Consider the following 24,205-nt stretch of genomic DNA (forward strand, 5'->3'; position numbering starts at 1 on the left):
TCCATTTGGGACATCAGGGAATTTTTGATGAACAAGCTGTATATGAAACCGTACTTTCGGAGTGATCTGAGCATCGGGTTCCCTTAACCCCCTACAGCAATATATTTCTTGATCGCCACTTTCCAGATATAGCGCGTAAGCAACAGAAGGAGTCCAATCCATAATAGTTGAAGCTCTATCACATGCAACGCCTGAAGCAGGGTCAGCTTGCCGTTGATTACATTCACCGGCATGTAGATCGTATACTTGAACGGCAGGAAATCGAAGACCGCCAGCCATGTCGCCCCAAAAATATCGAGCGGGAAGATCCCGCCGCTAAAAATTTGAATTAATAACGCTGTAACATGAAAAAAATAAGAGACATCGGTTAACCAGAAGGCAATCGCGCTGACCGAGAAGGAGATCATGAAATTAAGCACAACCGCAAGCATAAGCACGACACCAAAAACCAGGATACGCGATACGCTGATTGGCGCTTTGAAGTAATAAACCATGAACAGCACCACGCCCAGCAGCATGATTAACGTAATGGCAAACGAGAGGACCTTCCCGCCAAGGTAGACACATATTTTATAAGGAAAATAACCGACCGGCCGCACCAGATATTTATTGAGCCCCCCGCTCTTGATATCATGGTTAATGTCATATTCCAGACCCGTAGCCACCAGCCGCGAGATCAGGGCAGCTACGATGGTGTAGACGATCATCTGCTGGTAGGTATAGCCATATAAGTTCATATTGGAGGCATGGCTGTATACCGCCTTCCACAGGAAGAGCTGGATGAAGATCGGGAAGAAGAGACTGGCAAAACCCATAAAAAAGTTAAAGCGGTATTCCATGGAGTTCTGGATTCCCAGCGAAAAGCTGACGGCAAATTTATTGTTCATCTGCGCGGCTCCGGCTGTTCATATAAACGTGCAATGGCTTCTTCCAGGGGAATATCCTCCAGATTCAGATCAATGACGGGAAAGTGATCCATGGCCATTCTGGAATACTCCTTGAACTTCGCACGCTCCACTTCGAGAATGACATCATGTCCGTTATATTCTTTAATCGAACCCATAACGGCCAGATCCTTCCGCTCGACGATGGCCGAGAAGGTCAGCTTCATCCGTTTTTTCTCATTCATGACCTCGTTGATTTTGCGGATCTCCCCGTCATACACCAGCTTGCCCTGATTGATCACGATGGTCCGCTTACACAGGTCTTCAATATCCTTCATATAGTGGCTCGTAAGCAGCAGGGTCGTGCGGAATTCATGATTGTAAGCCTTGAGGAACTCGCGGATGTTCTTCTGTGACACCAGATCCAGGCCAATCGTCGGCTCATCCAGAAAAATAATCCGGGGCCGGTGCAGCAAAGCTGCGATCAGTTCCATCTTCATCCGTTCACCCAGGGACAGTCTTCGGACCTGTACATGCAGCAGGTGCCCTACATCCATCAGCGTCACTAACTCGTCAAGGGTATCCTTATACTTCTGATCGCTGATTTCATAAATGCATTTGTTTAAGTACAGGGAATCGCTTGCCGGCAGATCCAGCCACAGCTGGTTTTTTTGGCCCATAACAATGGAAAATTGCTTCTTGAAGTCATTTTTTCTCTCCCAGGGCGTGTAGCCCAGCACCTCCGCACTGCCATCAGTCGGATACAGAATGCCGGAGAGCATTTTCAAAGTGGTGGTTTTGCCTGCTCCGTTCGGACCCAGAAACGCAACCATCTCGCCTTCGTTAATATCAAACGAGACCTTGTTCACGGCATCCTTGGTTAATTTCTCCCGGTGGAACAAATTCTTGACCGAGTTTCGGATTCCCGTTTCTTTTTTGTAGTAGTCAAAGGACTTGCTCAATTGATCCACATGAATGACCATACCGGCATCCCTACTTTGCAATGGTTATCAATCTGATGAACGGGCTGTACCTCCGGATATGCTCCGGCTGCAGACCAAATATATTCTGTGCCTGCACTTCCGCAGCGCTATCCAGCTCAACAAGCTCCTCTGCGGACAGTTGAAAGAGCTGATACTGATATCCCTTCAAGAACCGGAAGAGATCACTGATCGAATTCCCGAACCGTAAAGCCAGAACTTCCGTCGCTTCCAGCATGAGCATGGGCTTCTCATGATGCTGCAAATACTGCTCCAATCCCTGTAATGCTTTTAATTCGCCGCCTTCAATATCGATTTTGATCAGGTCAATATGGCTGATATGCTGCTGTTCAATGTACGTATCCAGCGTCTGCACCCGGCAACGGTAGGTTTCATGCTGCAAGGCCGGGTCAATAATTAACGCAGCATCCTCCGACCCGCTTACTACAGGCAGATAGATCTCCGCTTCCCCGTTATAGTCAGACAGCGCAAGCTGATTAAGAACGACGTTCTGCAGGTTATTTAATTGGATGTTTCTTGCCAGTTCAGAGAAGGTGGGGCTTACCGGCTCAAAGCTATGAACTCTGCCCTTCTGCCCCACCGCTTGTGCGAATAACGTGGAATACCATCCATAATTCGCCCCGATATCAAACACTTCAAATCCTTCACGGATCAGTATGGACAACAACCGGCTCTCCTCGCGCTCCACAAATCCATCCCGCATGAGAAAACCTAGACTGTTCAAGTGCCCGAGATCCCAGAGAAACCGTCTCCCATCTGTAAGCCTGATCCGGGTCTCATCCTTATGAATCTCAATCTGCTCCACCTGCTCTTTCAGCGCCCGTCTAAGCAATTGGACAGCCTCGACCCTCTTCTCCCAGAACATCCGCTGGATCTGCTCGTACCTGGTTTCTTCCGGCATCATCGGCCTCCTGTTGCATAGGAATGTAAATAAGCCAGCTCATCCTCCGCAAGCTGCTTCAGCTGCTTCACGGTAGCCGTTACCCCTCTGTCCACGCTTATCGTCATCTTCATAAAGCTCACTTCAAGCTTCCTCCAGGCTGAGCCGAGGTGAGCAACATCCATGGTGCTGCAGGTGCCGAAATGCCTGAACCGCGATAGAGCAATCGTACGGATGCAGCCAAACCGTTGTTTGAACACAGGGTTATCCATTAAATTCTCCGGCCTTCTATAAGCTCCAACATCCATGATCCGTTCCGCAATTTGGGCAAAGGTACTGGTGAGTAACTCTTCATAGGGCTGTGTAGTTAAGTAAGGCCGGATAGCATTCAGGTCAGGATTCAGGCTGAGAGGCGGGCTGATTTCCATAACCGGTTCACTGAAGGTGCGCCAGGCCTGCTCCACGCAAGTCCGTTCTGCCAATAGGTTTGTTGCAAAATAAGGATCTGTAATTCTCAAGCTCTGATCGTCTGCCGCTTCAGCCAGCACATAATGCAGCATATGGCCCTTCCCGTAAAATTCCTTCATGTAGGGCACATAATAGGCGTCCACCGGCAGCAGATACATCGCTCCGCGATCCAACGAGTCTAAACGGCAAGGCTTCCCTTCAACCCCATAAGCACGCCGGATGAAGCTAAACAGCTCATTCACCGGCACCGTACTGTCGAACCAGTCATAGCCTGCATAATAATTAATGGAGAAATTATACCTGTACAGCGGCTTCGGATCGGCATGATGAACAGACAGCCATAATGTAACCGCATTCAATAAACAATCATAGGGGCCAAAGGGAACCGCCCAATCCGTCAGCTTGCGGCTCACAGCGGAATTCGTTATAGCCTCCATCCTTATTTTCCGTGAAGATACAGCAGAATGCATTTGGAGCATACCGGCATCAGGCCGCACTGCAGGGTTTCCCGGACCCTTTCAAAATTGTCGCCATCCCATATCTCTTTGAGATCCTGGTCGGCCAGATTCCCCAGGGAGAACTCCGGAAATAATTTGCAGGCACTGACTTCACCGTCAGCCAGCACATCCAGTCTGGTGCGGATCGACAGGCATTGCGTTTTGTTCTGGGCAGGCTTCTCTGAACCCAATACAAAGTCCCGTACTTCATCCAGTTCGAGCGCGGGCTGATAACGTGTTCTTAAATTCCAGGTTCGCTGGTTAATCCTCTCCATCTGTGCAAGCAGCGAATCAATCCTATCGGGTGAGATTCGATATTTGAACGAATGCCAGCTGTTGCGGTGCCCTTCCTCCAGATCGTCCGCCAGCCACTTGAAATGCTCGTTGAAATAGCGGTCCATATTACTCGAGACCTCATCCGGCAAATACCACGGGAAGGTAATATATACCGAGTCAATTCCCTTATTCTCAAAAAACTCCACAAAATCATACAGCTTATCAATCATGACATCACTGATCGTCAGATGGATAGAGATTTTCCCCTGGTAGATGCCCTCCTTCTCCAGCTCCAGCAGCTTATCAATACCTGCCATCACCTTCTTGAAGGTACCTTTTCCCCGGATCGCATCATTCTCCGCTTCGAAGCCTTCCAGACTGATCAGACAGACCAGACTTTTGGACATCTTGAGGATAGAATCCAGCTTCTCGATGATTTGAATTCCGTTGGTGCATAACACCGTCCATCTGGGGTCCTGCTCCAGCAGGTCGGCCAGTTCATTGAACCGGCTGTAGTACAGAGGTTCTCCTCCCCACAGGAACATATTGGCGTTCGTTTCTTTGGTCTGCCGGAATACTTTCTCAATCACAGCGAAATCCAGCTCTTCTCTCTGCTCGGCTCTGCCCAAATCCCTGTGATACCCCTCAGCGTTCCATTCAAAGCAATGCTTGCAGCGCAGATTACAGCCATTGGTTAATTTAAGCCCGACCTCGACCGGAAGATTCGTAGAATACGTAGGGTTAAGGTGAACCTGTTTGTGCGTGACCGACATATGCTTGATGGTTTTCTTTAACCGTTCAAAGGAATCCCGGTCCAGCACTACGGATGTTTGCGGCTGTCTCATGAAAGCACCTCCCATAATTTAACACCTGAGCCTTATAGCTTCTTAAGTTCTCACTGCATGCCTCCAAAATCTCAAGCGGACAACCCATACTCATCCATTGCTCATACCTTATGCCAAAACCCAGCCGCTCCCATAGCTCAGCGTTGCAGGCTTCATGCTCACCCAGCGGCTCCAGGAAAATAACCGGGGTGAAGGATTCCAGCGAATCCAGCAGGGTTCCTCCCCCCGGCTTGCTGATAATAGCCTTCGAGTTACAGATCAGCTGATAGAAGCTATGCTTCACCCTCGTATCCTCGTTGAAGCACTGATGGATCACTTCACCGAACGGCGGCAGGGTATATTTATTCTCTTCGTTCTTCATCCAGGGCGACCAGCCCGGCTTCACCATATAGTAACGGTGGCCGGCTCCATAGGCCTGATCATCCGTGAGCTCATGAATAACAACGTTCAAATCCAGGGAGTGGTTCAGCTCTGCTGCCGTTTCCTTGTAGGTTCCCATTCCCCAGCCGCCGCCATGGATAACGAGCCGGTTGTCACGTTCCTTATAATCCTTAGGGGCAGCAAGACCCATGGAAATAGTATAATTCACCCGCTCAGCCGCCCCGTCAAAAAACCAGACATCATTCACCGTAAATAGATCATTCCGGATATTGTTGGAATACAGCTTCCACGAAGGGGATATGACCGCATCCATATGAATCAGCTCCACATGCACATCCTTGCGGTAACTCTTCGCGTACTCTTCAAGAATGGGCATCCAAAACCCCGAGAAAACCATAAACACCCTCCGGTTCTCTTCAGCCCACTTGCCTAAAAGCCGGGTTACCCGATGCGGGTCCAGATTCGGTGTGATATCCCTGATCATTCTGTGGCCCAGCTTGGCTACTTCAAACCTCTCAGAGAAAACCTTTTTGTTTTCGGTTAATTTCAGTCTTGTCCCGGGCGGATACAGGCTTTCCAGCACTTCCAGATCGGCCTCATAGTACCCGCTTAGCTCTTCACGTAACAGGACCGCGGGCGTATATACCCCCAATGCGACAGATGAGCATAAAATGGTAATCATTTGTCAGCTCCCTCGTTGTACAATAAAGACTGGTCAGTTATAAAGCTTAATGGCCAGAGACTTCAAGATGTCCTTCACCCGCTGGACTAGAGTGAATGCTTCACTCACATCAGTGGTATAGGGAGCAGCTACATAAAGCTTCCCCTTCCGCCATTCAGACTCCGCCTCAGCGAATGCTGTATTACCTGAGCCGAACAGCGTATTTGCCCCCAGCGGAATGATTCCTTGCCTGTTCTCTTTCGTAAACAACAATTTGTTGGCACCTAGAGCCTCGAGAATATGCAGCATGGTAACTTCCGTAGAGCAGCCTGCCGAGATAAAGGTCAAAAAGCTGAACATGGAATACTGCCGGACATATTGATTGACATGATGATTAATCAGCCCCATGGACTTTCTGGCGTTAATCTCAACGATGGGCACCAGCTCACCGCTTGCCAGCAGCATGGAATCTATACATACATCCCCGTGATAGCCTGTCTTAAATAAATCCTTGCAGGCTTCTTCCATGATGCTGAAATAATGATTGTTCCAGAGCGCCTCGATAAACCCGGCATCGGCAGGATAGGAGCCTGAATAAGAGAAGGCGTCGTTTACCATCTTTTGAACAGAGAAGTATTGCACATCCCCCTGCGCTGTAATGAACAGCTGACAGGAGAAATCCTCCGTTTTATCAAGCAGGGGTTCGATAATGAACTGTGTTTGTTTGCCTCGATTCTCTTGCTCTTGCAGATAGGCCGCAATTCTCTTCAGCATTCGCTCTCCCGAAATTAACATATTGCCCCGGCCTGAGACACCCAGCGGGTCCTTCACCAGCACTTGTCCGGTCTGTAGCAGCTCCGAGCCCAGGGTCAGCAGTTCCTCCGAACTGTCAGCTATAGAGGAACTATTGCGAGTGCCCAATCGTTGTCTTAGTTCATGAGAATAAATCTTTGAATTCACTGCTCGAACTGTATCTAAGGAGGGAAACTGATTACCGGAATTGAACCTGCGCACTAACTCACTGGTATCGGACAGTATAGAATAGGGAGAGATCAGAGCCTCTGTAGGAAGGAGCTGCTGGTAGTAGCTTGCATCAGCCATTAGAAGATCAAACACATGCAGCGTGTAGTCATCCGCATGAACGGGATTTCTGCAATGAACATGGGTGAAGGTATAGCCGAGCTGCGATAAATAGCTTCTAAGCTGCTCGTCCATGGGCTGCCGGGTGAACAGAATGTCCTGCTCCTTGCATAACGGAAACAACAATTCATCCATGCCCATCGTCACAGCTTGGCTGCTGCTCATAGAAGGAAGCATAGATCTATTCGGACTCCGCCACCACGCCTCGGAATCAAAGGTGCCTAGAACCACGGTTGACTTCATAATGAAGCCCCCTTAAGAAGCGGTTTGTGTGGCTGTGATGAACCCCATGAAATCCCCGATCGACTGGAAATCCTCATAGGCAAAATGATCAAAATCAAACTCAATTTCAAATTCGTCTTCAATCCGGAGAATGAAATTAATCATCTGCAGGGAATCCAGACCTACATCATTCACAATATCGGTGGCTTCAGTGGCCGTGAGCAACAGCTCTGGATTGTTCTTAATTTCACTCAAGATCCGCACAATGGTATCCTGCATATCACCGTTCTCCTCGCATCATGAATTTTAAATAAACGAATTGCTTACTAGTTATGATACAGCCTCAGGGTTCCGGCATCTAACTCACATTTTTATGATATGTATAGGATTTTTATTGGAATGATTACACTTTAAAAGATTTTGAGTAGGATCAGCTTGGGCACTTGGATGGACGCTCCGCGAACGGACCGATGTTTAAGCGGGGATAGAAATAATCATTAAAATACCCAAACAAAAACAGGTCCCTGCCGGCATAAATGCCAAGCAAGAACCTGTATTGTAAGATATGATGCGGTCAAGAGGACTCGAACCTCCACGATATTGCTATCACTGGCACCTGAAGCCAGCGCGTCTGCCAATTCCGCCATGACCGCATATTATGTATTGCAGTGATTCAATCACCGTAATTAAGAATATACTCTCTTTGGAGCGGAATTGCAAGCATTTTTTATTTTACTGCACAGAGGTCTTCTTCAAGCCAATACCTTCATCACATCCGCGATCTTCCGCTGATGCGACAGGACACCGTAATTCATCCAGGCCATGAAATCCACCTCGTACACGCAGTGGTTGCGTACAGCAGGCAGGCTTCTCCAGAGCTGTGTCTCCAGCAGCTCCCGGCTCTCCCCTTCCTGAAGGTCAAACGTGATGAACAAATGATCTGCGGTCACCCCTGACAGCTCTTCATTGGTCAGATTGACACGCTTCTGTCCCCGGGTAAGACGCTGGACAGCAGGATGCCGCTGCAGCCCCAGATCTTCATGCAGAACATGGGCTGAGTACCCCAGATTCTCACTGCCATACAGGGCAACACCATGGGCAGAAATCCGCAGCAATGCCACTGTCTGCCCCTGGACGCTGCGGCTGAGCAGCCGCCTGGCCTGACGGGCTTGTTGTTCATATTCGCTGATGACCTCCTGCACCCGACCCGTTCTCCCGAAGACTGCACCTGCGCTGCGGAGCGTGGCCCTCCAGTCTTCCTGATGGAACGGGAGCCGGAATAATGGAGCCACCTGGCGGCACTCTCCAAGCTGCCAGCGCTGGAAGCCGTCATCCAGCATAATCAGCTCAGGACTGTAACGGCTGAGTCCTTGCCAGTCTCCGCTGGAGATATCGAACGCCGGAACCTGATCCAGCCCGAGGTATTCCTGCTTGCCCCACTTGGCATGGCAATACTGCACGACCGGAGTAATGCCGAGCGCCAGCAGATAATCCTCCAGAAAAGGGGCAAATACCCGGACGCCCTCCTGATGGAGGCTTCTGTATTGTCCGGGAGTCACCCCTACTGTTCTTTTGAAGCGCCGGTTGAAATAATACTCATTGCTGTAGCCTGCAGCCAGGGCAACCTCGTGCAGCCGGTCCCGGGTCAGCAGAAGCTGCTGCTGTGCCCGTTCAATACGCAGCCCGTTCAGGTGCTCCAAGGGCATCCGGCCGGTAATTTCTTTGAACATCTGCGTATAACGCGCACGCCCGATCCCTGCAATCTCAGCCAGCTGATCGACAGATAACGGTTCACTGCAATGCTCTTCCATATAGCGGATTGAGGCTTCCACGGCCTCACGGTCATCCTTAGCCTTCAGTACCGGAGTATTCGCCCGCATAATCAACAGCAGCAGCTCCTGGAACCGGGTCTGAGCCGTGAACCATTCAATATTCTCCGGGCGCCGGAAGCTATAATAGATGGAATCGAGCAGCAGAGCACACTGTGAGAACGGCCGGCAGTCCAGATATCCCGGGCTGAGCAAATATTCTTCATGTTCCTCCTGCCCCTTATCTCCGGTGCCAAGCTTAACAGGCCCTGCGGGAATCAGCGCGAACTCCATCCGGTACCAGCTGATCCCCTGCTCGCCGGCCTGAATCCGGTTCAGTGATCCGGCTTCGATCAGGAACCCGGCCCCTTTGTCCAAAAAGTACCTTCTGTCCTCTGCCTTCAGCCACCCCTGCCCTTCGGACACAATGATTAGAGTATGCTCCTGATAGACTTCGGTCTGATCCTTCCCGGACGGGGAGCGTGTAACCGCTTCTATATTTATCAGGCTGTGGAGCAGCCTTCTCCTGGTGTGTTCCTGCAACTGTTCGGTCATTCTGCCGCCCCTCCTGACTGAGAATCATTATCATAGACTCCAGTGTAAAACAAAAAAGAAGATCTATCAACCTTGCGGATAGACCTTCTTCTCACTCATAGACTCACGGCCTCTTAACGCTGAATTACTTCACCATTGCCTTAAGCAGATCATCCAGCTTCATCTGGTTGGCGGTAATCCCCCCGGATTGCCAGTGGGAACGCTCCATCCGGTAGATATTGCCGTTCTTGACCGCAGGCAGGTTCTTCCAGAGGGGTCCATCCAGCATCTTGATGGCTTCTTGATTGGCTTCACTGTCCCATCCGCCGTTGTCAGGGAAGATAATGATATGGTCCGCCCCAAGCTCCGGTATCACTTCCTCGGAGATGATCGACTGGAATTCCGTCATCTCAGCGGCCATAGGAACAGGTGTCAGACCGAATTGATTATAGAGCACACCAGTAAAGCGGTTTTTGACTCCAAAAAGAGCAACGGTTTTGTCTGCCACATTAAGCCGGATCACAGCCACCTTCTCCTGTCCCAGTGCCTGTTGCAACGCGGCTTTGCCAGCTGCCACCTTCTGGTCATATTCTGCCAGTACAGCCTTCCCTTTCTCAGGAATACCCAGCGCGTCTGCGACCGTTGTAAGGATTAGCCTTGAATCCTGCAATACGCTCTCCGGCAGGCGGAAGGTTGGAGCTACCAGGGCATACTGCTCATACTTAGCGGCATCTACACCACCATCGGTAATGATCAGATCCGGATTTTTCTCAAGCAGGGCTTCCATGCTGCCGCTGATATCGTATTCCGGCACATCCAGATTCAGATAATCCTGCTTGCCCCAGCTGGGATGATACCATTGCACCACCGGGGTAACGCCGAGCGCCTTCAGGTAATCCTCAACATAGATTCCCGCGATCCGCTTAGGGTTCGCCGGAATCTCCACCTCCCCGAATTCTCCGGTAACCGTCCGTGTCGCCCCTTCTGAAGCTGCCGCTCCGCCAGTCTCCGCAGGAGCTGCGGTGGCAGCTACCGCATTCCCTGTCTGCACATCCTTGCTGTCCGCAGCCTTATTATTATTTCCGCACGCCGCGATAGCGGACATTGCCAGGATAAGTACAGCGGTCCAAATGATTTTCCGGCCCCAATTGTTCATGTCTCTCTTCACTCCTGTGTCTAATTTCATTGATAATCATTCTCAGATGATCTTAAACACAATAGTAGCATGCCGTGATCAGCTTACAATGCACTTTCTCAGCGAAAATCTTATACAAACTTATCGTTTGACCCCGCCAAGCTGACGGGCCCATCGTTTATAACCGGTCTCCCACATATCTGTCGCGTCCGGCCCCCATACCGGCTGCGAACAGCAGTACGCTTGCTAAGACAAGCAGCGCAAGCGGTACATTCCAGCTCCCCGCAGCATCATGCAGCAGGCCAAACAGTGCAGGTCCCGCCGCCGCCAGCAAATATCCTGCAGACTGGGCCATCCCTGACAGCTCGCTGGCCTCCTGCGCTGTCCGAGTGCGCAGGCTGAAGAACATCATCGCCAGACCGAAGGCGAAGCCTCCGGCAATCCCTATGCAGATAGCCCATAATGCCATCAGTGCGGTACTGCCCAGCCAGACGCCAAGGATGCCAGTGATAAACAGAACCGAAGTGATCACCACCGGCAGCCGCTGGTTCTTCATCCTTCCCACCCAGAGCGGCACGAAGAAGGTGAACGGCAGCTGGGCCAGCTGCATCAGCGAGAGAATCCAGCCGGCATGGCCGGCAGACATCCCCCGCTCACCTAGGATCACCGAGAACCAGGCGATCAGCACATAATAGAGCAGGGATTGCAGCCCCATGAACAGCGTAACCTGCCAGGCTAGCGGGGAGCGCCAAACCCGTGCCGCTGAAGAGGAGGCAGTGTCTGCCTGTCCCGCGCCCAGACTCTTCAGCTGCGGAATCCAGAAGATCGTAGCCAGTGCAGCAATCATGAACCAGAGCGCCAGCGTCCCTCTCCACCCCAGCCCCGCACGGGTGGCCAAGGGAACACTCAGCCCCGAAGCCGCCGCTGCACATATGTTCATGGACACGGTATAGATTCCGGTCATCAGACCGATGCGGTGCGGAAATTTACCCTTGATCAGTCCCGGCAGCAGCACATTACAGACGGCAATCGACAGACCGATCATCGCCGTACCTGCGAAGAAGGTTAACGTGCCGGAAGCCGAACGGACCAGAATTCCCATGGACAGGGTAAGCATGGCCAGCACCAGGATATTGGGCAGTCCCAGCTTGCGGGCAAGCCGGGGCGCAAACGGTGACAGCAGGGCAAACGCCAGTAAAGGCAAAGTCGTAATCGCTCCCGCCAGAGTATTAGATAACCCCAGGTCATCCCGGATCATCTCCAGCAGAGGTCCGACGGAAGTGAACGGGGCGCGCAGGGCAGCGGCCACACAGATGATTCCGGTGACGAGCATCCATCTGCTGCGGATATCCGCAGCAGATGAGGACAAGGCCGGGCTTGTCCTCTTGTGATTTTCACGGCCGAGCTTCATGTTGTACCTCCAGGTCGCAGCAAAGCACCCGTCAAGCCCGGAGCTTGTCAGGGAATACAGCCGCTATATGTATTACGCCCTTCAACCAAGGCGCATTATTTCATTATACCATATCGCTTGATGGAGCAGCCTCCTGGACAGAAGACAACCGCCGGTCAAGTGACCAGCGGCAGCAGAGCAGGTGAACCCGAATTACACCCAGAGGGATTTAGAGATAATTACGAGCAGGATGAACAGAACCAGAATCGCTCCAGTCGAAGTGAAAGCTCCGCCGTATCCCCCAATATTTTCGCTCATGTTAACTCCTCCTTTATGCCTGGATGCTGTTAAAATATGTATGAAATCGCCTTTCGGTATGGGTTAAACGGCAATGAATTCCGCAGTATATTTCTAATTTAAATGTTCTCACCGTTGACAAAACGTGTAACCCGCTTTAGTATCCTAAACATAAGGTTCAGTTGAGAATCAATCTCAATAACCAGATACATAACATATTACAGAAAAGAGTGAACAAGAGATGCTGCGTCGTTTTTTCTCCTATTACCGTCCTTACAAGAAGCTGTTTATCCTTGATTTCACCTGTGCGGTGGGTGCCGGTCTGCTGGAGCTTGCTTTTCCGGTGGCTGTCAATAAATTCATTGATGATCTGCTGCCGGGTCAGGATTGGCCGCTGATTCTGATTGCCTGCGTTGCCCTGCTCGGGATTTATGCGCTCAATACAGCAATGAACTATGTCGTTACCTATTGGGGGCATATGCTGGGCATTAATATTGAAACCAATATGCGTAAAAAAATGTTCGATCATATCCAGAAGCTCAGCTTCCGGTTCTTCGACAACAACAAAACAGGTCACCTGCTCGGCAGAATAACCAATGACCTGAACGATATCGGGGAAGTCGCGCATCACGGGCCGGAGGATGTGTTCATTGCGGTCATGACGCTGGTCGGCGCATTTGTGCTGATGGCCGATATCAATCTCCAGCTGGCTGTGATTACGTTCATCATCGTGCCGATTATGGCCTGGGTCATTATCCATTTCGGACGCAGCATGACTGAAACCTATCACCGTCTATTCGGCAACGTAGGGAACTTCAATGCCCGGATTGAGGATAATGTCGGCGGCATCCGTGTGGTCCAGTCTTTTGCCAATGAAGAATTCGAGAAAGAGCTGTTCGCGGTGGACAACCAGAAGTTCCGTGAGACCAAGCTGATGGCGTACAAGCTGATGGCCAAAAGCTCCTCGGTCAGCTATATGATGACCCGTCTGATCACCATTGTCGTGATGGTCTGCGGGGCGTGGTTCTTCATTCAGGGAGAGCTGGAAATCGGGGAATTCGTCGCTTTCATTCTGCTGTCCAACGTCTTCTTCCGGCCGATTGAGAAGATTAATGCTGTAATCGAGAGTTATCCGAAGGGGATTGCCGGCTTCAAACGTTATCTGGAAGTCATCGACACTGAACCGGACATTGCCGACAAACCGGATGCCGTAGAGGCAGGCCCGCTTCGCGGAGATATCTCTTTCAGCCATGTCAGCTTCGGCTACGAAGCGGACCGGAAGGTGCTGGAGGATATTAGCCTGGAGGTTAACGCCGGTGAAACTATCGCCTTCGTGGGACCCTCCGGTGCAGGTAAAACAACCATCTGCAGCCTGCTCCCCCGGTTCTACGATGTGACCGGCGGCTCGATCTCCATCGACGGGATCGACATCCGTGAGTTGAAGCTCAGCTCGCTGCGCAAGCAGATCGGAATCGTGCAGCAGGATGTGTTCCTCTTCTCCGGCACGATCCGTGAGAATATTGCCTACGGCAAGCTTGATGCAGGGCTGCCGGAAATTTGGCAGGCTGCCCGTCAGGCCCGCCTGGAGGAGCTGATTAACAGCCTGCCGGATGGCATGGACACTGTGATCGGCGAACGCGGCGTCAAGCTGTCCGGCGGACAGAAGCAGCGCCTGGCCATCGCCCGGATGTTCCTGAAGAATCCGCCGATTCTGATCCTGGATGAAGCGACCTCTGCGCTCGACACCGAGACAGAAGCAGCGATCCAGCAGTCACTGGCTGACCTGTCGGTGGGCCGCACCACGCTGGTCATTGCCCACCGCCTGACGACGATCAAGAACGCCGACCGGATCGTTGTTGTAAGCGAGGACGGCATCTCCGAGGAAGGCCGCCACGAGGAGCTGGTGAACGCCGGAGGTACTTACAGCCGCCTGTATCAGGCGCAGTATAATGCTTAGTGGCTTCTATTGATGCCGGAGCGAACAAAGTCTGGCGGACTCCAATAAAAAACCTTCCGGAATGCGGCCTAGGGCGCATCTCGGAAGGTTTCTTTATTTAGAAATTAACAACCCCCGCCAATCCATTCCTCAGCACGATCTGCCATGGCCTGAACCTCGTTCATGAACCATCCTGCATGATAACCGTCACAGACCGCATGATGGACTTGCAACGACAGCGGCAGGTATATGGAATCGCCTCTGGTCATAAATTTCCCTGCGGTAATAATGGGCAGAAGGTAATTTCCGTTATTGCTGATATTCAGGTTAAATCCGGTAAAGGACGTCCACGGAATCATAGATACAGAAAAGGTATGCTCAGGAATCGGCATCTTGGGGAACAATCTCCCGGAATCCTTATAATTCTCCACATCAGACAGATAAGAATCATGGAACGCTCTGAATTCACCCGTGCCAGCCGTCCAAATTGCAGAGAAGGATTCCGAGACACTGTCAGCAATCGTATACAGCGGGTCAACCTTGTCCCAATACCCTAATTCCCCCGCACTATTGTACCCCATTCTGAACGCTGTATTGGAGTTGACCACACGGGTCATTAAGAATAGAAGGGCAGGATACAGCTTATATTCTTGTTGCTTTATCTTCCGGTATAAACTGCTTATCTCAATTTCTGCCGTCATGCTGAAGGTCGTGCCCTGGTTCAGATAATGATTAAAGATCTCTTGTCTCTTCCAGTTCTCCATATCAATCGGATTAAATTTCATTGGCTATGCCTCCTAAATGGTTGTGTAAACTGAATTTAGGAGGCTGACTTGTCTGCTTTCTTCATTAGAAGCCCATCCTTTAAAAAGAGTTCCTATTATTGTAGTTTATTTCTTCGCGATATGGCACTTCAGCAGCTTGCCCTTCACGGTAGTCTCTTTCATCGCTTGCAGTACAAGCGAGCCCTTACCGTTCAGAATATCGACGTAGGTCACGTTATCCTGAATCGTGATGATCCCGATGTCCTCAGCCGAAATGCCCTCAAGCTTGGCAATGGTGCCGACGAAATCGACCGCTCGAAGCTTCTTTTTCTTCCCGCCGTTAAAGTACAGCTTCATGATGTCCTGGTTCATGACCTCGGTTTTGCCGGCTTTGCGGACCTGCTGCTTGCCCAGCTTCAGATCGAAGGCAGGTTTGGCATAGGCCACGGCATCGTCCGAAGGAGCCTTCATCTCCGGCAGGCTGAAGCCGATGTAGCCTTCGATTTCTCTGACCCATTTGTGTTCATTCGGCGTCACGAAGGTGATGGCTTTGCCGCTTTTGCCGGCGCGGGCGGTGCGGCCGGTGCGGTGGACGTAGCTCTCTTTTTCGAGCGGGATATCGTAGTTGATGACATGGGTAATGTTCTCGATATCAATCCCTCTGGCAGCAACGTCGGTGGCAATCAGATAACGGAACTGGCCCCGCTTAAAAGCATTCATCACCTCAAACCGCTCGTCCTGCTCCATGCCGCCGTGAATCTTGTCCACCGGATATTCGAGGTCAGCCATCCCGCGGAAGAGGGCATTCACCTGCTCCTGGGTCCGGCAAAAAATAATACAGCTATCCGGGTTCTCCACCGTCAGCAGGTCGCTGAGCAGCCCGAACTTGGCAGCTTGTACGACTTCAATCAGCGCATGCTCAATGGATGCCGTCGTTATTCCGCTCGCTTCGATCTCGATATCCACCGGCTCCGTCATATACTTGCGGCACAGATTCTTAATGATCTCAGGCAGCGTCGCTGAGAACAGCATCGTTACACGTTCCTTAGGCAGCTGCTTAATGATCTTCTCGATCTGCTCGATGAAGCCCATGCTGAGCATTTCGTCCGCTTCGTCGATCACCAGATATTGTATCCGGCTGAGATTCAGCGTTCCGCGCTCAATATGGTCAAATACACGGCCCGGCGTGCCTACGACCACATGCGTCTTCTGGGTCAGCTCCAGCTTCTGCGGGGCAAAAGGCTGCTTGCCGAACAGCGCTACCGCCTTGATCCGCTTGAAGCGCCCGATGTTCGTAATATCCTCTCTCACCTGCTGGGCCAGCTCCCGGGTGGGGGTCAGCACCAGCGCCTGGGGTTTGTTCTCCGCCCAATCGGCCAGCTCGCAGAGCGGGATGGCGAAGGCTGCGGTCTTACCGCTGCCGGTCTGCGACTTGACGATCATATCCTGCGCCTTCAGCGCCACAGGAATCACCTTCCGCTGCACCTCGGTGGGGTCCACATACTTCAGAACCTCCAGCGCGCGGATAATCTCTTCATCCAGACCATAATCACTAAACTTCACTTGTTCTTCACTCATTATATACTCAACCTCTTCTATGCTGATTGTTCCGGTTCAGGCGGGGTCTCCCGCGTTCCATCCATCTTGCGCATTATTCCATTATAACACCTACTCTGCCCCCTGATTCCATTCCTTATCGAATTGCTCCAGAAAAATCAGCATAAACTGATGCCGCTCCTCCGCGAGCTGCTTGCCATACGGGGTGTTCATGAGGTCCTTTAGCTTAAGCAGCTTCTCATAAAAATGATTGACCGCCGTGCCCTTGGAGTAATCACGGTATTCCTTCTGCAGCGATTCATCACGCGGTGGAATCTCCGGATCATAGACCGGACGGCCCTTGGCTCCCGAAAAGACCATGGTCCGCGTAATGCCGATGGCCCCGAGCGCATCCAGACGGTCCGCATCCTGGACCACCTGCCCTTCCAGCGTTGACATGGGCTCCCCCCCGCCGCCACTGAACGACATTGTCCCGATGATCTCCATAATATGCCTGCACGCAGCTTCATCCGGCAGATGTGCGGTGAGCCAAGTTTGTACTTTGAGCAGCCCCGCCTCCTTGGAGGGGTTCAGCTTCTCGTCTGCTACATCATGCAGCAGGGCAGCGACCGTGCAGATGACCACACTCGCCCCTTCCATTCTTGCGATCAGCGCCGCAGTATTCCGCACCCGGTTAGTATGGAACCAGTCATGGCCGGTGGTATCCTGGCCGAGTTGCTCCTTCGCGAAGTTCTCTGCTGCTGTAATCAGCTCTGTATGATTCATTATGATTGCTCCTTTATGGAAAATAATGCAGGTCTTGCGCGGTTGCTCCTGATCCGCTATAATGTGCTGTAATCCAGCCGGAAGGGAATTGATTCATATGAACCGCTTGTCCATCATAACGAATCAACTTCATCATCACAAGCAGCGTTAGCACACACCTGAATTCATTCAGGGAGGGCTAACGCATTTCGCGTTTGACCTCCCTGCGGCATAGATAAGCGCGCGGGACCACGGGGTCCGGCGCGTTTTTTATTTTACTGCAAACTATTGAACAAAGGAGCTGACAAGGATGCAGAATATTAAAGGAACTTATGATTATTTCGGCCGGGAGCAGGCCATCCGCCAGAAGGTGCGGACTACGCTTCAGGAGCTGTTTGAGCTGTACGGCTTCGAGCCGATGGATACGACCCTGCTGAATGAGCTGGAGCTGCTGACCTCCAAATACGCCGGGGGCGATGAGATTCTGCGCGAGATGTACCAGCTGGCCGATCAGGGCGGGCGCAGGCTGGGGCTGCGTTACGATCTGACGATCCCTTTTGCCAAGGTGATTGCCTTAAATCCGGGAATTGAATTCCCCTACCGGCGGTATGAGATCGGCAAGGTGTTCCGCGATGGTCCGGTCAAAAAAGGCCGCCTGCGCGAATTCCTGCAATGTGACGCCGATGTCGCCGGCATTGCCGGACCGCAGGCAGAAGCGGAGCTGATGCAGCTGGCAGCGGAAGCCTTCCGCCGACTGGATATTCCGGTGGTGCTGAAGTGGAACAACCGCCGTTTCCTGGGCGAGATTCTGGGGGCGGCCTTTGTTCCGCCGGAGGAACAGCTCTCCGTCATGCTGACCCTCGACAAGCTGGCTAAGATCGGCAGCGGCGGGGTGCTGGCCGAGCTGACGAACAAGCAGCTAACCGCTCAGACGGTTACACTGATCTCGGAGCTCCTGGAGCTGACGAACCCGGGATTCGAGGAACTGGTGGAGCGGTATAAGCTTGAAGGACTGCCGGGGACGCTCGAAGTGCAGGCCTTGCAGCAGCTGATTGATGCGGTTGGACTTGCGGACATGTGCGTCTTCGATCCATTTCTGTCACGCGGGCTGTCATTCTATACGGGGACAGTCTATGAAATCTTCGATGCTTCCGGCGGCTATCCCTCAAGTCTCGGCGGCGGCGGGCGATATGACGCGATCATCGGCAAGCTCGTGGGGCGCGACGATATAGAGTATCCAACCGTCGGCATATCCTTCGGGATGGAATCGATCATGGCCCTGCTCGGCGAACGCCGGGAGCAGGCAGCGGCGGAGCGTTCCGGCGTGCTGATCATTCCCATTGGCGGGTATTTGCCTCAGGCTCTGGTTGCCGCAGCTAGCCTGCGGTCCGCAGGTATCCGGACCACGGTGGACACGGGCACGCGCAAGCTCAAAAAAACGCTGGCAACAGCCAGCGCCAAAGGCATCCGGTATGTCATTATGGTCGGTGAGAGCGAGGCGGCGGAGGGTAAGCTGCGGCTGAAGGATATGGAGCTGGGGAGCGAGCAGCTGGTTACAACGGAGGAGGCGGTTCGTTCGATTGCGTTGTGATTCTGGATGAGACAGCCCCGGGCTAACACACTGGCTCCAGGCCCGGCTTCTCACCGGACAGGCGAGTGTGGTCATGCATGCTCCCTCGCCAGTTTCGGATTACGGATACCGATAGCTGATTGTTGTATTAATTGCAGGATTCCCGTCAGTCCGGCTCCAGATAACGCGGATTGTTGCATTTATTGCAGGATTCCTCTCAAATTAGCTCCTGCTGAGCGCACATTGTTGTAAATTGTGCAGGATTTCTGTCAGCTAGGCCCCAGGTTAACACACATTGTTGCAATTTATGCACCATTTTCATTAGCTCCACAATCGCGCGGATCAGCGCAAGCGGCAGCTCCGCTGTGCAGTCGCAGGCCGGCAGGCCCTTAATCTCCTGCTCTACGTCCGTCAGCTGGCCACTTCCGGCCACCCATAGAAGCCGCCTGCACCATGCGGGTGCTGTCCCTGTATTCCTTGGGCGATAACCCGCTGCTGTTCTTGAACACGCGGTTGAAGTGCCGTACATTGCCGAAGCCGGTATCCTCCGCGATTCTGCTGATCTTGTCATCCGTGAAGGCCAGCTTTTTGCAGGCCTCTTCCAGGCGGATACGCGTAAGGAACCCAATAAAGGTGATGCCAGTCTTCTGCTTGAACAGATTGCTGAAATACGCCGGATTCAGAAACACTTCATCCGCTACCTCCTTGAGGCTCAGCGGACGATCGTAATGCTGCGAAATATAACGCTGGGCGGCAGCGACCGGATCGATATCCTTCGCGGCTCTGGACTCCGCAATGCAGCGGGTCAGTGTGAGCAGCAGCCCCCGGCATTTCTCAGCCAGCTCCTGCCGCGAGGAGAGGCTGCAGACATCGAACAGCACCTTGCGGATATCCTTCGACCCCAGCCACGCTTCGGTCACCTCAAGCTCCTCGGACAATTCGTAGTAGTACAGCAGCAGCTTGCAGAGCTGCTGATGGATGCTCTCCGGTGATTCCGCCATGCTGCACAGCTCTTCAATCATATGTTCGACAATCGGGCCGATCCCCGCCACTCTGCCGGCGGTAATCGACTTCTCCAGCAGCTCCCAGGACCATTTCAGCGGGCCGCCGGAATGCGGACGCTGCGTCATGCTGGCATACTCCAGCAGCTTGTCGCCGCCTTCAATCAGCCGGTACAAGAGGGCAATCCCGGCCTCATTGTAGGCCTTCGGGATTCCCGGCAGGCCTTCGGCGGGATTGCTGACCCCAATCGTCACGGTCAGATTGGACAGCGAACGGATCTGCCTGCGGATCATATCCCCCAGAGTACCTGGCGCAGACAGGGGATGCTGCGGATCTGCTGTATTCAGCAGCGCCACCACCTCGGTATCCGACAGCACAAAGCTTAGTCCTGTAGCATGGCGGTCAATCATCTCCTGAACCACCTGCTGGATATACAGGAGGAACAGGGACGGGTCTCCCCGCAGATAACGCTCCTTCTCCACCGAATGCTTATCCAGCTTGATCACCATGCAGATGAAATAGCGGTGCCCGAAGGCAAGGCCCAGCTCGCGCAGCAGCTGGAGGTCGCTGCCTTGCGTCCGGCCCTTCAGCAGACTCTCAATCAGGTGACCGGCCACATGCCGCTTCAGCACCGGCTGGACCTGCCACGGCTCCTCCTTGCGCGCAGGCAGCGCCTGGCGTTCAGCCAGCTCCCGGCCCAGCCGCTCCAGTACGCGGCCCAGCTCCTCGCGTTCGACCGGCTTCATCAGATAGTCCTTCGCCCCCTCCCGCATGGACTGCTGCACATAAGCGAATTCATCATAGCCGCTGACCACAACGGTCATCAGATCCTTGAAGCGCTCACCGGCCACTTGCTGAAGCTGGATGCCGTCCATCCGCGGCATACGGATATCGGTGAGCAGCACCTCAGGGGTCAGCTCGGCCAGCTTGTCGAGGGCATCGTAGCCGTCGATGGCTTCACCAACCACCTCCCAGCCGTCACCCACGGCGGCGATCATCTTGCGCAGGCCTTTACGGAAGACCGATTCATCGTCAACAATCAGTATTCTAGGCAACCCCGTCACCCTCCCTTCCTCTGCCTTCCCGGCTCAGCACCGGCAGCTTAAGCACTGCCTTGAAGCCCTGATAGGGCATACTCTCCAGGGATAGGCCATAGGCCTCGCCATAATGCAGCACAATCCGGCGGTGAACATTCAACAGCCCGTTGCCGGAGCGCCCGCCAAGCTCCTGCGTATCCCGCAGGTGCAGCCGAAGTGCTTCAAGCGCCTCTGCATTCATGCCGATCCCGTCATCCTCGACGGCGATTCTCAGCACCTGCCCGCGGCGTTCTGCACTCAGCGAGATCCGGCCGCGGCCAACGCCCTTATCCAGCGCATGGTTAATGGCATTCTCGACCAGCGGCTGAATCATCAGCGGAATGACCTCACAGCCCAGCAGGGACGGTTCAACCGCCATGCTGAACTGAATCCGTTCCTCGTAGCGCATCTGCTGGATTGTCATATAGCCGCCTACATGGTCCAGCTCATCCTGCAGCGTCACCTGCTCCTTGCGCCCGCTCAGACTGTAACGCAGCAGCTTGCTGAGATTGTTGGACATGGCGATGATCTCCGGGCTGCCCTCCAGCTCGGCATACATGCTGATAGACCCGAGAGTATTGTACAGAAAATGCGGATTGATCTTGCTCTGCAGCGCGGCAATCTGCGCATCCTTCTCCCGGATCTCCGTCTCATAGAGCAGGTAACCGAGTTCGCTGAGCTTGGCAAGCATGCCGTTGAACGAATGGCCGAGCATACCCACTTCATCCCTGCCACTAACTGGAAAAGCCATGCTGAGGTCTCCGCGCTCCACACTGCGCATGAGCCGGCTCAGCTTGCGCAGCGGCTGCGTGATCCGGTAGGCGATGAACACATAGAGCAGCAGGGCCAGACCAACGCAGATAATGCCCGTAAGAATAATATACGTGCGCAGAACCTCGGTCTCCTTCATTAGACTGGCCACCGGAACAACGCCTACCGTCGTCCAGCCTGTAACCTCAGAGGTCACATGGGCGACCAGCAGCCCTTCCCCCTCCGACTTCACATGGCTGACCCCCTCACCGGTTCGCCCCGGAGTTACGGCAGACGCCGTCTGCGGGTATCCATAATCCTTGCCGGTGACCCGGTTGCCGGATTCATCCGTAATATACAGCAGCTCCTTGGCATCCAGCTTAACCTTCGACAGAATCTCGCTGATGAACTTCGGGTCCACATCAATGACAATGTATCCAATCGTCACGCCGTCATCGAAGCTGCGCAGCTCCCGGACAATGGAGAAGGCCTCATAGACAGTACCGCTGCTTGCGCTTAAGTCATGCGTCGCCACATAGACCGGCTTCCCGTAATGCCCCTTGAACTTATTCAGCCAGCTCACATTCTCATCCAGCTTGTAGGTCGTGACATACTGGCTCTCCGGCATGACCACATAGGAAGCTCCGCCCGTACCATACAGGGAGACGCCCAGAATATCGACCCGGCCGTTCAGAAACACCTGGGTGACGAAGCTGTTGAGTCCGCTGATCTCATCCAGCGTAAGGGGTTCGCCTGGGGCACGCTTTGTTGCAAGATAATCGGTCACCTTGGGATACTGATAGGGCATCACCGTCAGCCGGTTCAGCTCATTCATATAGGTATCGATATTCAGCGTAAGCTGCTTCAGCGTCTGAAGCTGATAATCGCCCACCTTACGCTCCGTCGTTGCGGTGAAGCGGGCGAAGGCGAAATAGCCCATCAGTCCCAGCGGAAGCACAATGAACACCACATTAATCAGAATGAGCTTGCGCGCAAGCGCCAGATTCCTGAACCAGCTGTGAACGGATCTCAACCGCTATTCCCCCTTTGCTCCCGCAGCGTTATTTCTTTAGCTGAAGGTTAATGCTGTCCACCGCCCGCGCAAGCGCCTGCTGCGGAGTCTGTTCCTTGTAGATCATCTTCTCGAACTGGCGGATAATCTCTTCATTAATACTCCATTGCTTCACATTTCTCGGCCAATAGGCTACGGAGCTCGCGGCGGCGGCATAGTCGCTGCGGAATTTCAGCACCGTATAAGCTTCGCTCCGGACGACCTTGAGGGAGCTTGGCACATGCCCGGCTTCCGCCCACATCACCCCATGCTCCACCGCCCAGCGGGCGAAGATCATCGCCGCTCTGCGTTTCTCCGCGCTCAGCCCGCTTTTGGCCGGAATAGCCAGCGTATGCGAATCCCCCCAGACCCCCGGATGATCATAGATGACCGGAACCGGCACGACGCCCAGCTCCAGCTGCTCATCCTTCTCGAATGCACCGGTGCCCCACACCCCCGTAATCAGGGTAGCCGCCTCACCGTCATAGAACAGCTTGAAGGCATCGTTGATATGCGGCGGAATCAGCTTCTGCTGATACAGGCTGTTCACGAACTCCAGCGCCTGAAGAGAATGCTTATTGTTGAAGACCGCCTGCGTCCCCTCGGAATTGTAAAAGTCACCGCCGCCCTGCATCTGATTGTACAGGCTCCACCACAGCCACACCGAATCGATCCGTGTGCTGGGCAGGGCCAGCGGCGCAACTCCGGGTGGAGCGGCATCCTTCAGCTTCTGCAGGAAAGCGGTGAACCCCTGCTCCCCCCGCCCGATCAGCGGTTTGTCCGCGGCATCCAGCAATCCCGCCTCCCGCAGATACTTCTTGTTGTAATAGAGCACCAGGGTATGCGTATCCAGCGGGACGGCATAATGGGCACCGGCGTAGACGGTAGACCCGGCAATTTTGGCATTGAACTGCTCCCAGTCCAGCCCGGCATCCGCAGCGAGCCCGTCCAGAGATTCGATATAGCCGTTCTGCACGAACTGCGGCAGGTTGGTGGCATGGATAATCGCCAGATCCGGCGCATTGCCGGACAGAATGGCTGTACGCAGCCGGGAATAATAATCATCCAGCCGGGAGTTGATCTGATCCACCCGGATCTCCTGATGCTCGGCATTGAACTGCTCCACCAGCCCGGTCATGAATATATTGTCTCCTCCGCTGAACGGCGTCCAGTACTCCAGCGTTACCGGCGGAGCGGCAGGCGGCACCGGCTCCTCCTTCTGCCCTGCGCCGCAGCCGCTCAGCACCAGAGCCAGAAGCAGCACCGGCTGCCATAATGAGAGCGCAACCAATTTATAACGCTCTGCGAATCGCCAGCCTTCCGAATCTCTCATCTG

Annotated in this window: 20 protein-coding genes and 1 tRNA gene; 2 read left to right on the forward strand and 19 right to left on the reverse strand. The window is 53.3% G+C overall.

Annotated elements, in window-relative coordinates; all coding sequences use genetic code 11:
• Positions 1-83: 83 nt before the first annotated feature.
• From MKY96_RS17785 to MKY96_RS17845, 13 genes are all read right to left on the reverse strand, one after another.
• Positions 84-887, reverse strand: a complete 804-nt coding sequence (locus MKY96_RS17785) for an ABC transporter permease (protein ID WP_340942017.1) — start codon at positions 885-887, stop codon at positions 84-86.
• Positions 884-1,867, reverse strand: a complete 984-nt coding sequence (locus MKY96_RS17790) for an ABC transporter ATP-binding protein (RefSeq protein ID WP_340942018.1) — start codon at positions 1,865-1,867, stop codon at positions 884-886. Before MKY96_RS17790 ends, MKY96_RS17785 begins: the two co-directional genes overlap by 4 nt.
• A 10-nt stretch (positions 1,868-1,877) precedes the next feature.
• Entirely contained in the window at positions 1,878-2,786 is a 909-nt protein-coding gene (locus MKY96_RS17795; protein WP_340942019.1) for an FkbM family methyltransferase, read from the reverse strand.
• Positions 2,786-3,646 carry a hypothetical protein gene (locus MKY96_RS17800; RefSeq protein WP_340942022.1) on the reverse strand — a complete coding sequence of 287 codons (861 nt, stop codon included), beginning with the start codon at positions 3,644-3,646 and terminating at the stop codon, positions 2,786-2,788. Before MKY96_RS17800 ends, MKY96_RS17795 begins: the two co-directional genes overlap by 1 nt.
• Before the next feature lie 26 nt (positions 3,647-3,672).
• Positions 3,673-4,851 (reverse strand): radical SAM protein, encoded by a 1,179-nt coding sequence (locus MKY96_RS17805; protein ID WP_340942023.1) that lies wholly within the window; start codon positions 4,849-4,851, stop codon positions 3,673-3,675.
• Complete coding sequence (locus tag MKY96_RS17810; protein WP_340942025.1) at positions 4,805-5,914, reverse strand: hypothetical protein; 1,110 nt, start codon at positions 5,912-5,914, stop codon at positions 4,805-4,807. Before MKY96_RS17810 ends, MKY96_RS17805 begins: the two co-directional genes overlap by 47 nt.
• Before the next feature lie 33 nt (positions 5,915-5,947).
• On the reverse strand, positions 5,948-7,276 hold the full coding sequence (locus MKY96_RS17815) for a hypothetical protein (protein WP_340942026.1): 1,329 nt from the start codon (positions 7,274-7,276) through the stop codon (positions 5,948-5,950).
• A gap of 12 nt (positions 7,277-7,288) precedes the next feature.
• On the reverse strand, positions 7,289-7,534 hold the full coding sequence (locus MKY96_RS17820) for an acyl carrier protein (RefSeq protein WP_042238312.1): 246 nt from the start codon (positions 7,532-7,534) through the stop codon (positions 7,289-7,291).
• 290 nt (positions 7,535-7,824) lie between these two features.
• Positions 7,825-7,908, reverse strand: a tRNA-Leu gene (locus MKY96_RS17825).
• 99 nt (positions 7,909-8,007) lie between these two features.
• Positions 8,008-9,618 carry a helix-turn-helix domain-containing protein gene (locus MKY96_RS17830; protein WP_340942028.1) on the reverse strand — a complete coding sequence of 537 codons (1,611 nt, stop codon included), beginning with the start codon at positions 9,616-9,618 and terminating at the stop codon, positions 8,008-8,010.
• 124 nt (positions 9,619-9,742) lie between these two features.
• Positions 9,743-10,753 (reverse strand): ABC transporter substrate-binding protein, encoded by a 1,011-nt coding sequence (locus MKY96_RS17835; protein ID WP_340942030.1) that lies wholly within the window; start codon positions 10,751-10,753, stop codon positions 9,743-9,745.
• Between the two features lie 157 nt (positions 10,754-10,910).
• The gene (locus tag MKY96_RS17840; RefSeq protein ID WP_340942031.1) at positions 10,911-12,143 is read right to left on the reverse strand and encodes a CynX/NimT family MFS transporter; all 1,233 of its coding nucleotides are present in this window, start codon (positions 12,141-12,143) and stop codon (positions 10,911-10,913) included.
• 192 nt (positions 12,144-12,335) lie between these two features.
• Positions 12,336-12,440 carry a YjcZ family sporulation protein gene (locus tag MKY96_RS17845; RefSeq protein WP_340942033.1) on the reverse strand — a complete coding sequence of 35 codons (105 nt, stop codon included), beginning with the start codon at positions 12,438-12,440 and terminating at the stop codon, positions 12,336-12,338.
• Positions 12,441-12,660: 220 nt separating this feature from the next.
• Here MKY96_RS17845 and MKY96_RS17850 point away from each other — a divergent pair, with 220 nt between their 5' ends.
• Positions 12,661-14,376, forward strand: coding sequence for an ABC transporter ATP-binding protein (locus tag MKY96_RS17850; protein ID WP_340942035.1), 1,716 nt, complete (start codon positions 12,661-12,663; stop codon positions 14,374-14,376).
• Between the two features lie 104 nt (positions 14,377-14,480).
• Here the strand turns inward: MKY96_RS17850 and catA are convergent, their stop codons facing one another.
• The 3 genes from catA to MKY96_RS17865 all read right to left on the reverse strand — a co-directional run bounded on the left by catA (position 14,481) and on the right by MKY96_RS17865 (position 17,441).
• Positions 14,481-15,140 carry a type A chloramphenicol O-acetyltransferase gene (catA, locus tag MKY96_RS17855; protein WP_340942036.1) on the reverse strand — a complete coding sequence of 220 codons (660 nt, stop codon included), beginning with the start codon at positions 15,138-15,140 and terminating at the stop codon, positions 14,481-14,483.
• Positions 15,141-15,245: 105 nt separating this feature from the next.
• Entirely contained in the window at positions 15,246-16,697 is a 1,452-nt protein-coding gene (locus MKY96_RS17860; protein WP_340942037.1) for a DEAD/DEAH box helicase, read from the reverse strand.
• Positions 16,698-16,787: 90 nt separating this feature from the next.
• A complete protein-coding gene (locus MKY96_RS17865) occupies positions 16,788-17,441 on the reverse strand; it encodes an HD domain-containing protein (protein WP_340942038.1) in 654 nt (217 codons plus the stop codon).
• Between the two features lie 289 nt (positions 17,442-17,730).
• Between MKY96_RS17865 and MKY96_RS17870 the strand changes: the two genes are divergently transcribed.
• Complete coding sequence (locus tag MKY96_RS17870; RefSeq protein ID WP_340942040.1) at positions 17,731-19,011, forward strand: histidine--tRNA ligase; 1,281 nt, start codon at positions 17,731-17,733, stop codon at positions 19,009-19,011.
• 368 nt (positions 19,012-19,379) lie between these two features.
• On the opposite strand, the gene MKY96_RS17875 is transcribed toward MKY96_RS17870, so the two are convergent.
• The 3 genes from MKY96_RS17875 to MKY96_RS17885 are packed head-to-tail and all read right to left on the reverse strand — an operon-like array spanning position 19,380 to position 24,202.
• A complete protein-coding gene (locus tag MKY96_RS17875; protein ID WP_340942042.1) occupies positions 19,380-21,047 on the reverse strand; it encodes a response regulator in 1,668 nt (555 codons plus the stop codon).
• Positions 21,040-22,851, reverse strand: a complete 1,812-nt coding sequence (locus MKY96_RS17880; protein WP_340942044.1) for a sensor histidine kinase — start codon at positions 22,849-22,851, stop codon at positions 21,040-21,042. Before MKY96_RS17880 ends, MKY96_RS17875 begins: the two co-directional genes overlap by 8 nt.
• 28 nt (positions 22,852-22,879) lie before the next feature.
• A complete protein-coding gene (locus MKY96_RS17885; RefSeq protein ID WP_340942045.1) occupies positions 22,880-24,202 on the reverse strand; it encodes an ABC transporter substrate-binding protein in 1,323 nt (440 codons plus the stop codon).
• Positions 24,203-24,205 lie beyond the last annotated feature (3 nt).

This window comes from Paenibacillus sp. FSL R7-0302 (assembly GCF_038006885.1).
Lineage (GTDB): Bacteria > Bacillota > Bacilli > Paenibacillales > Paenibacillaceae > Paenibacillus_AQ.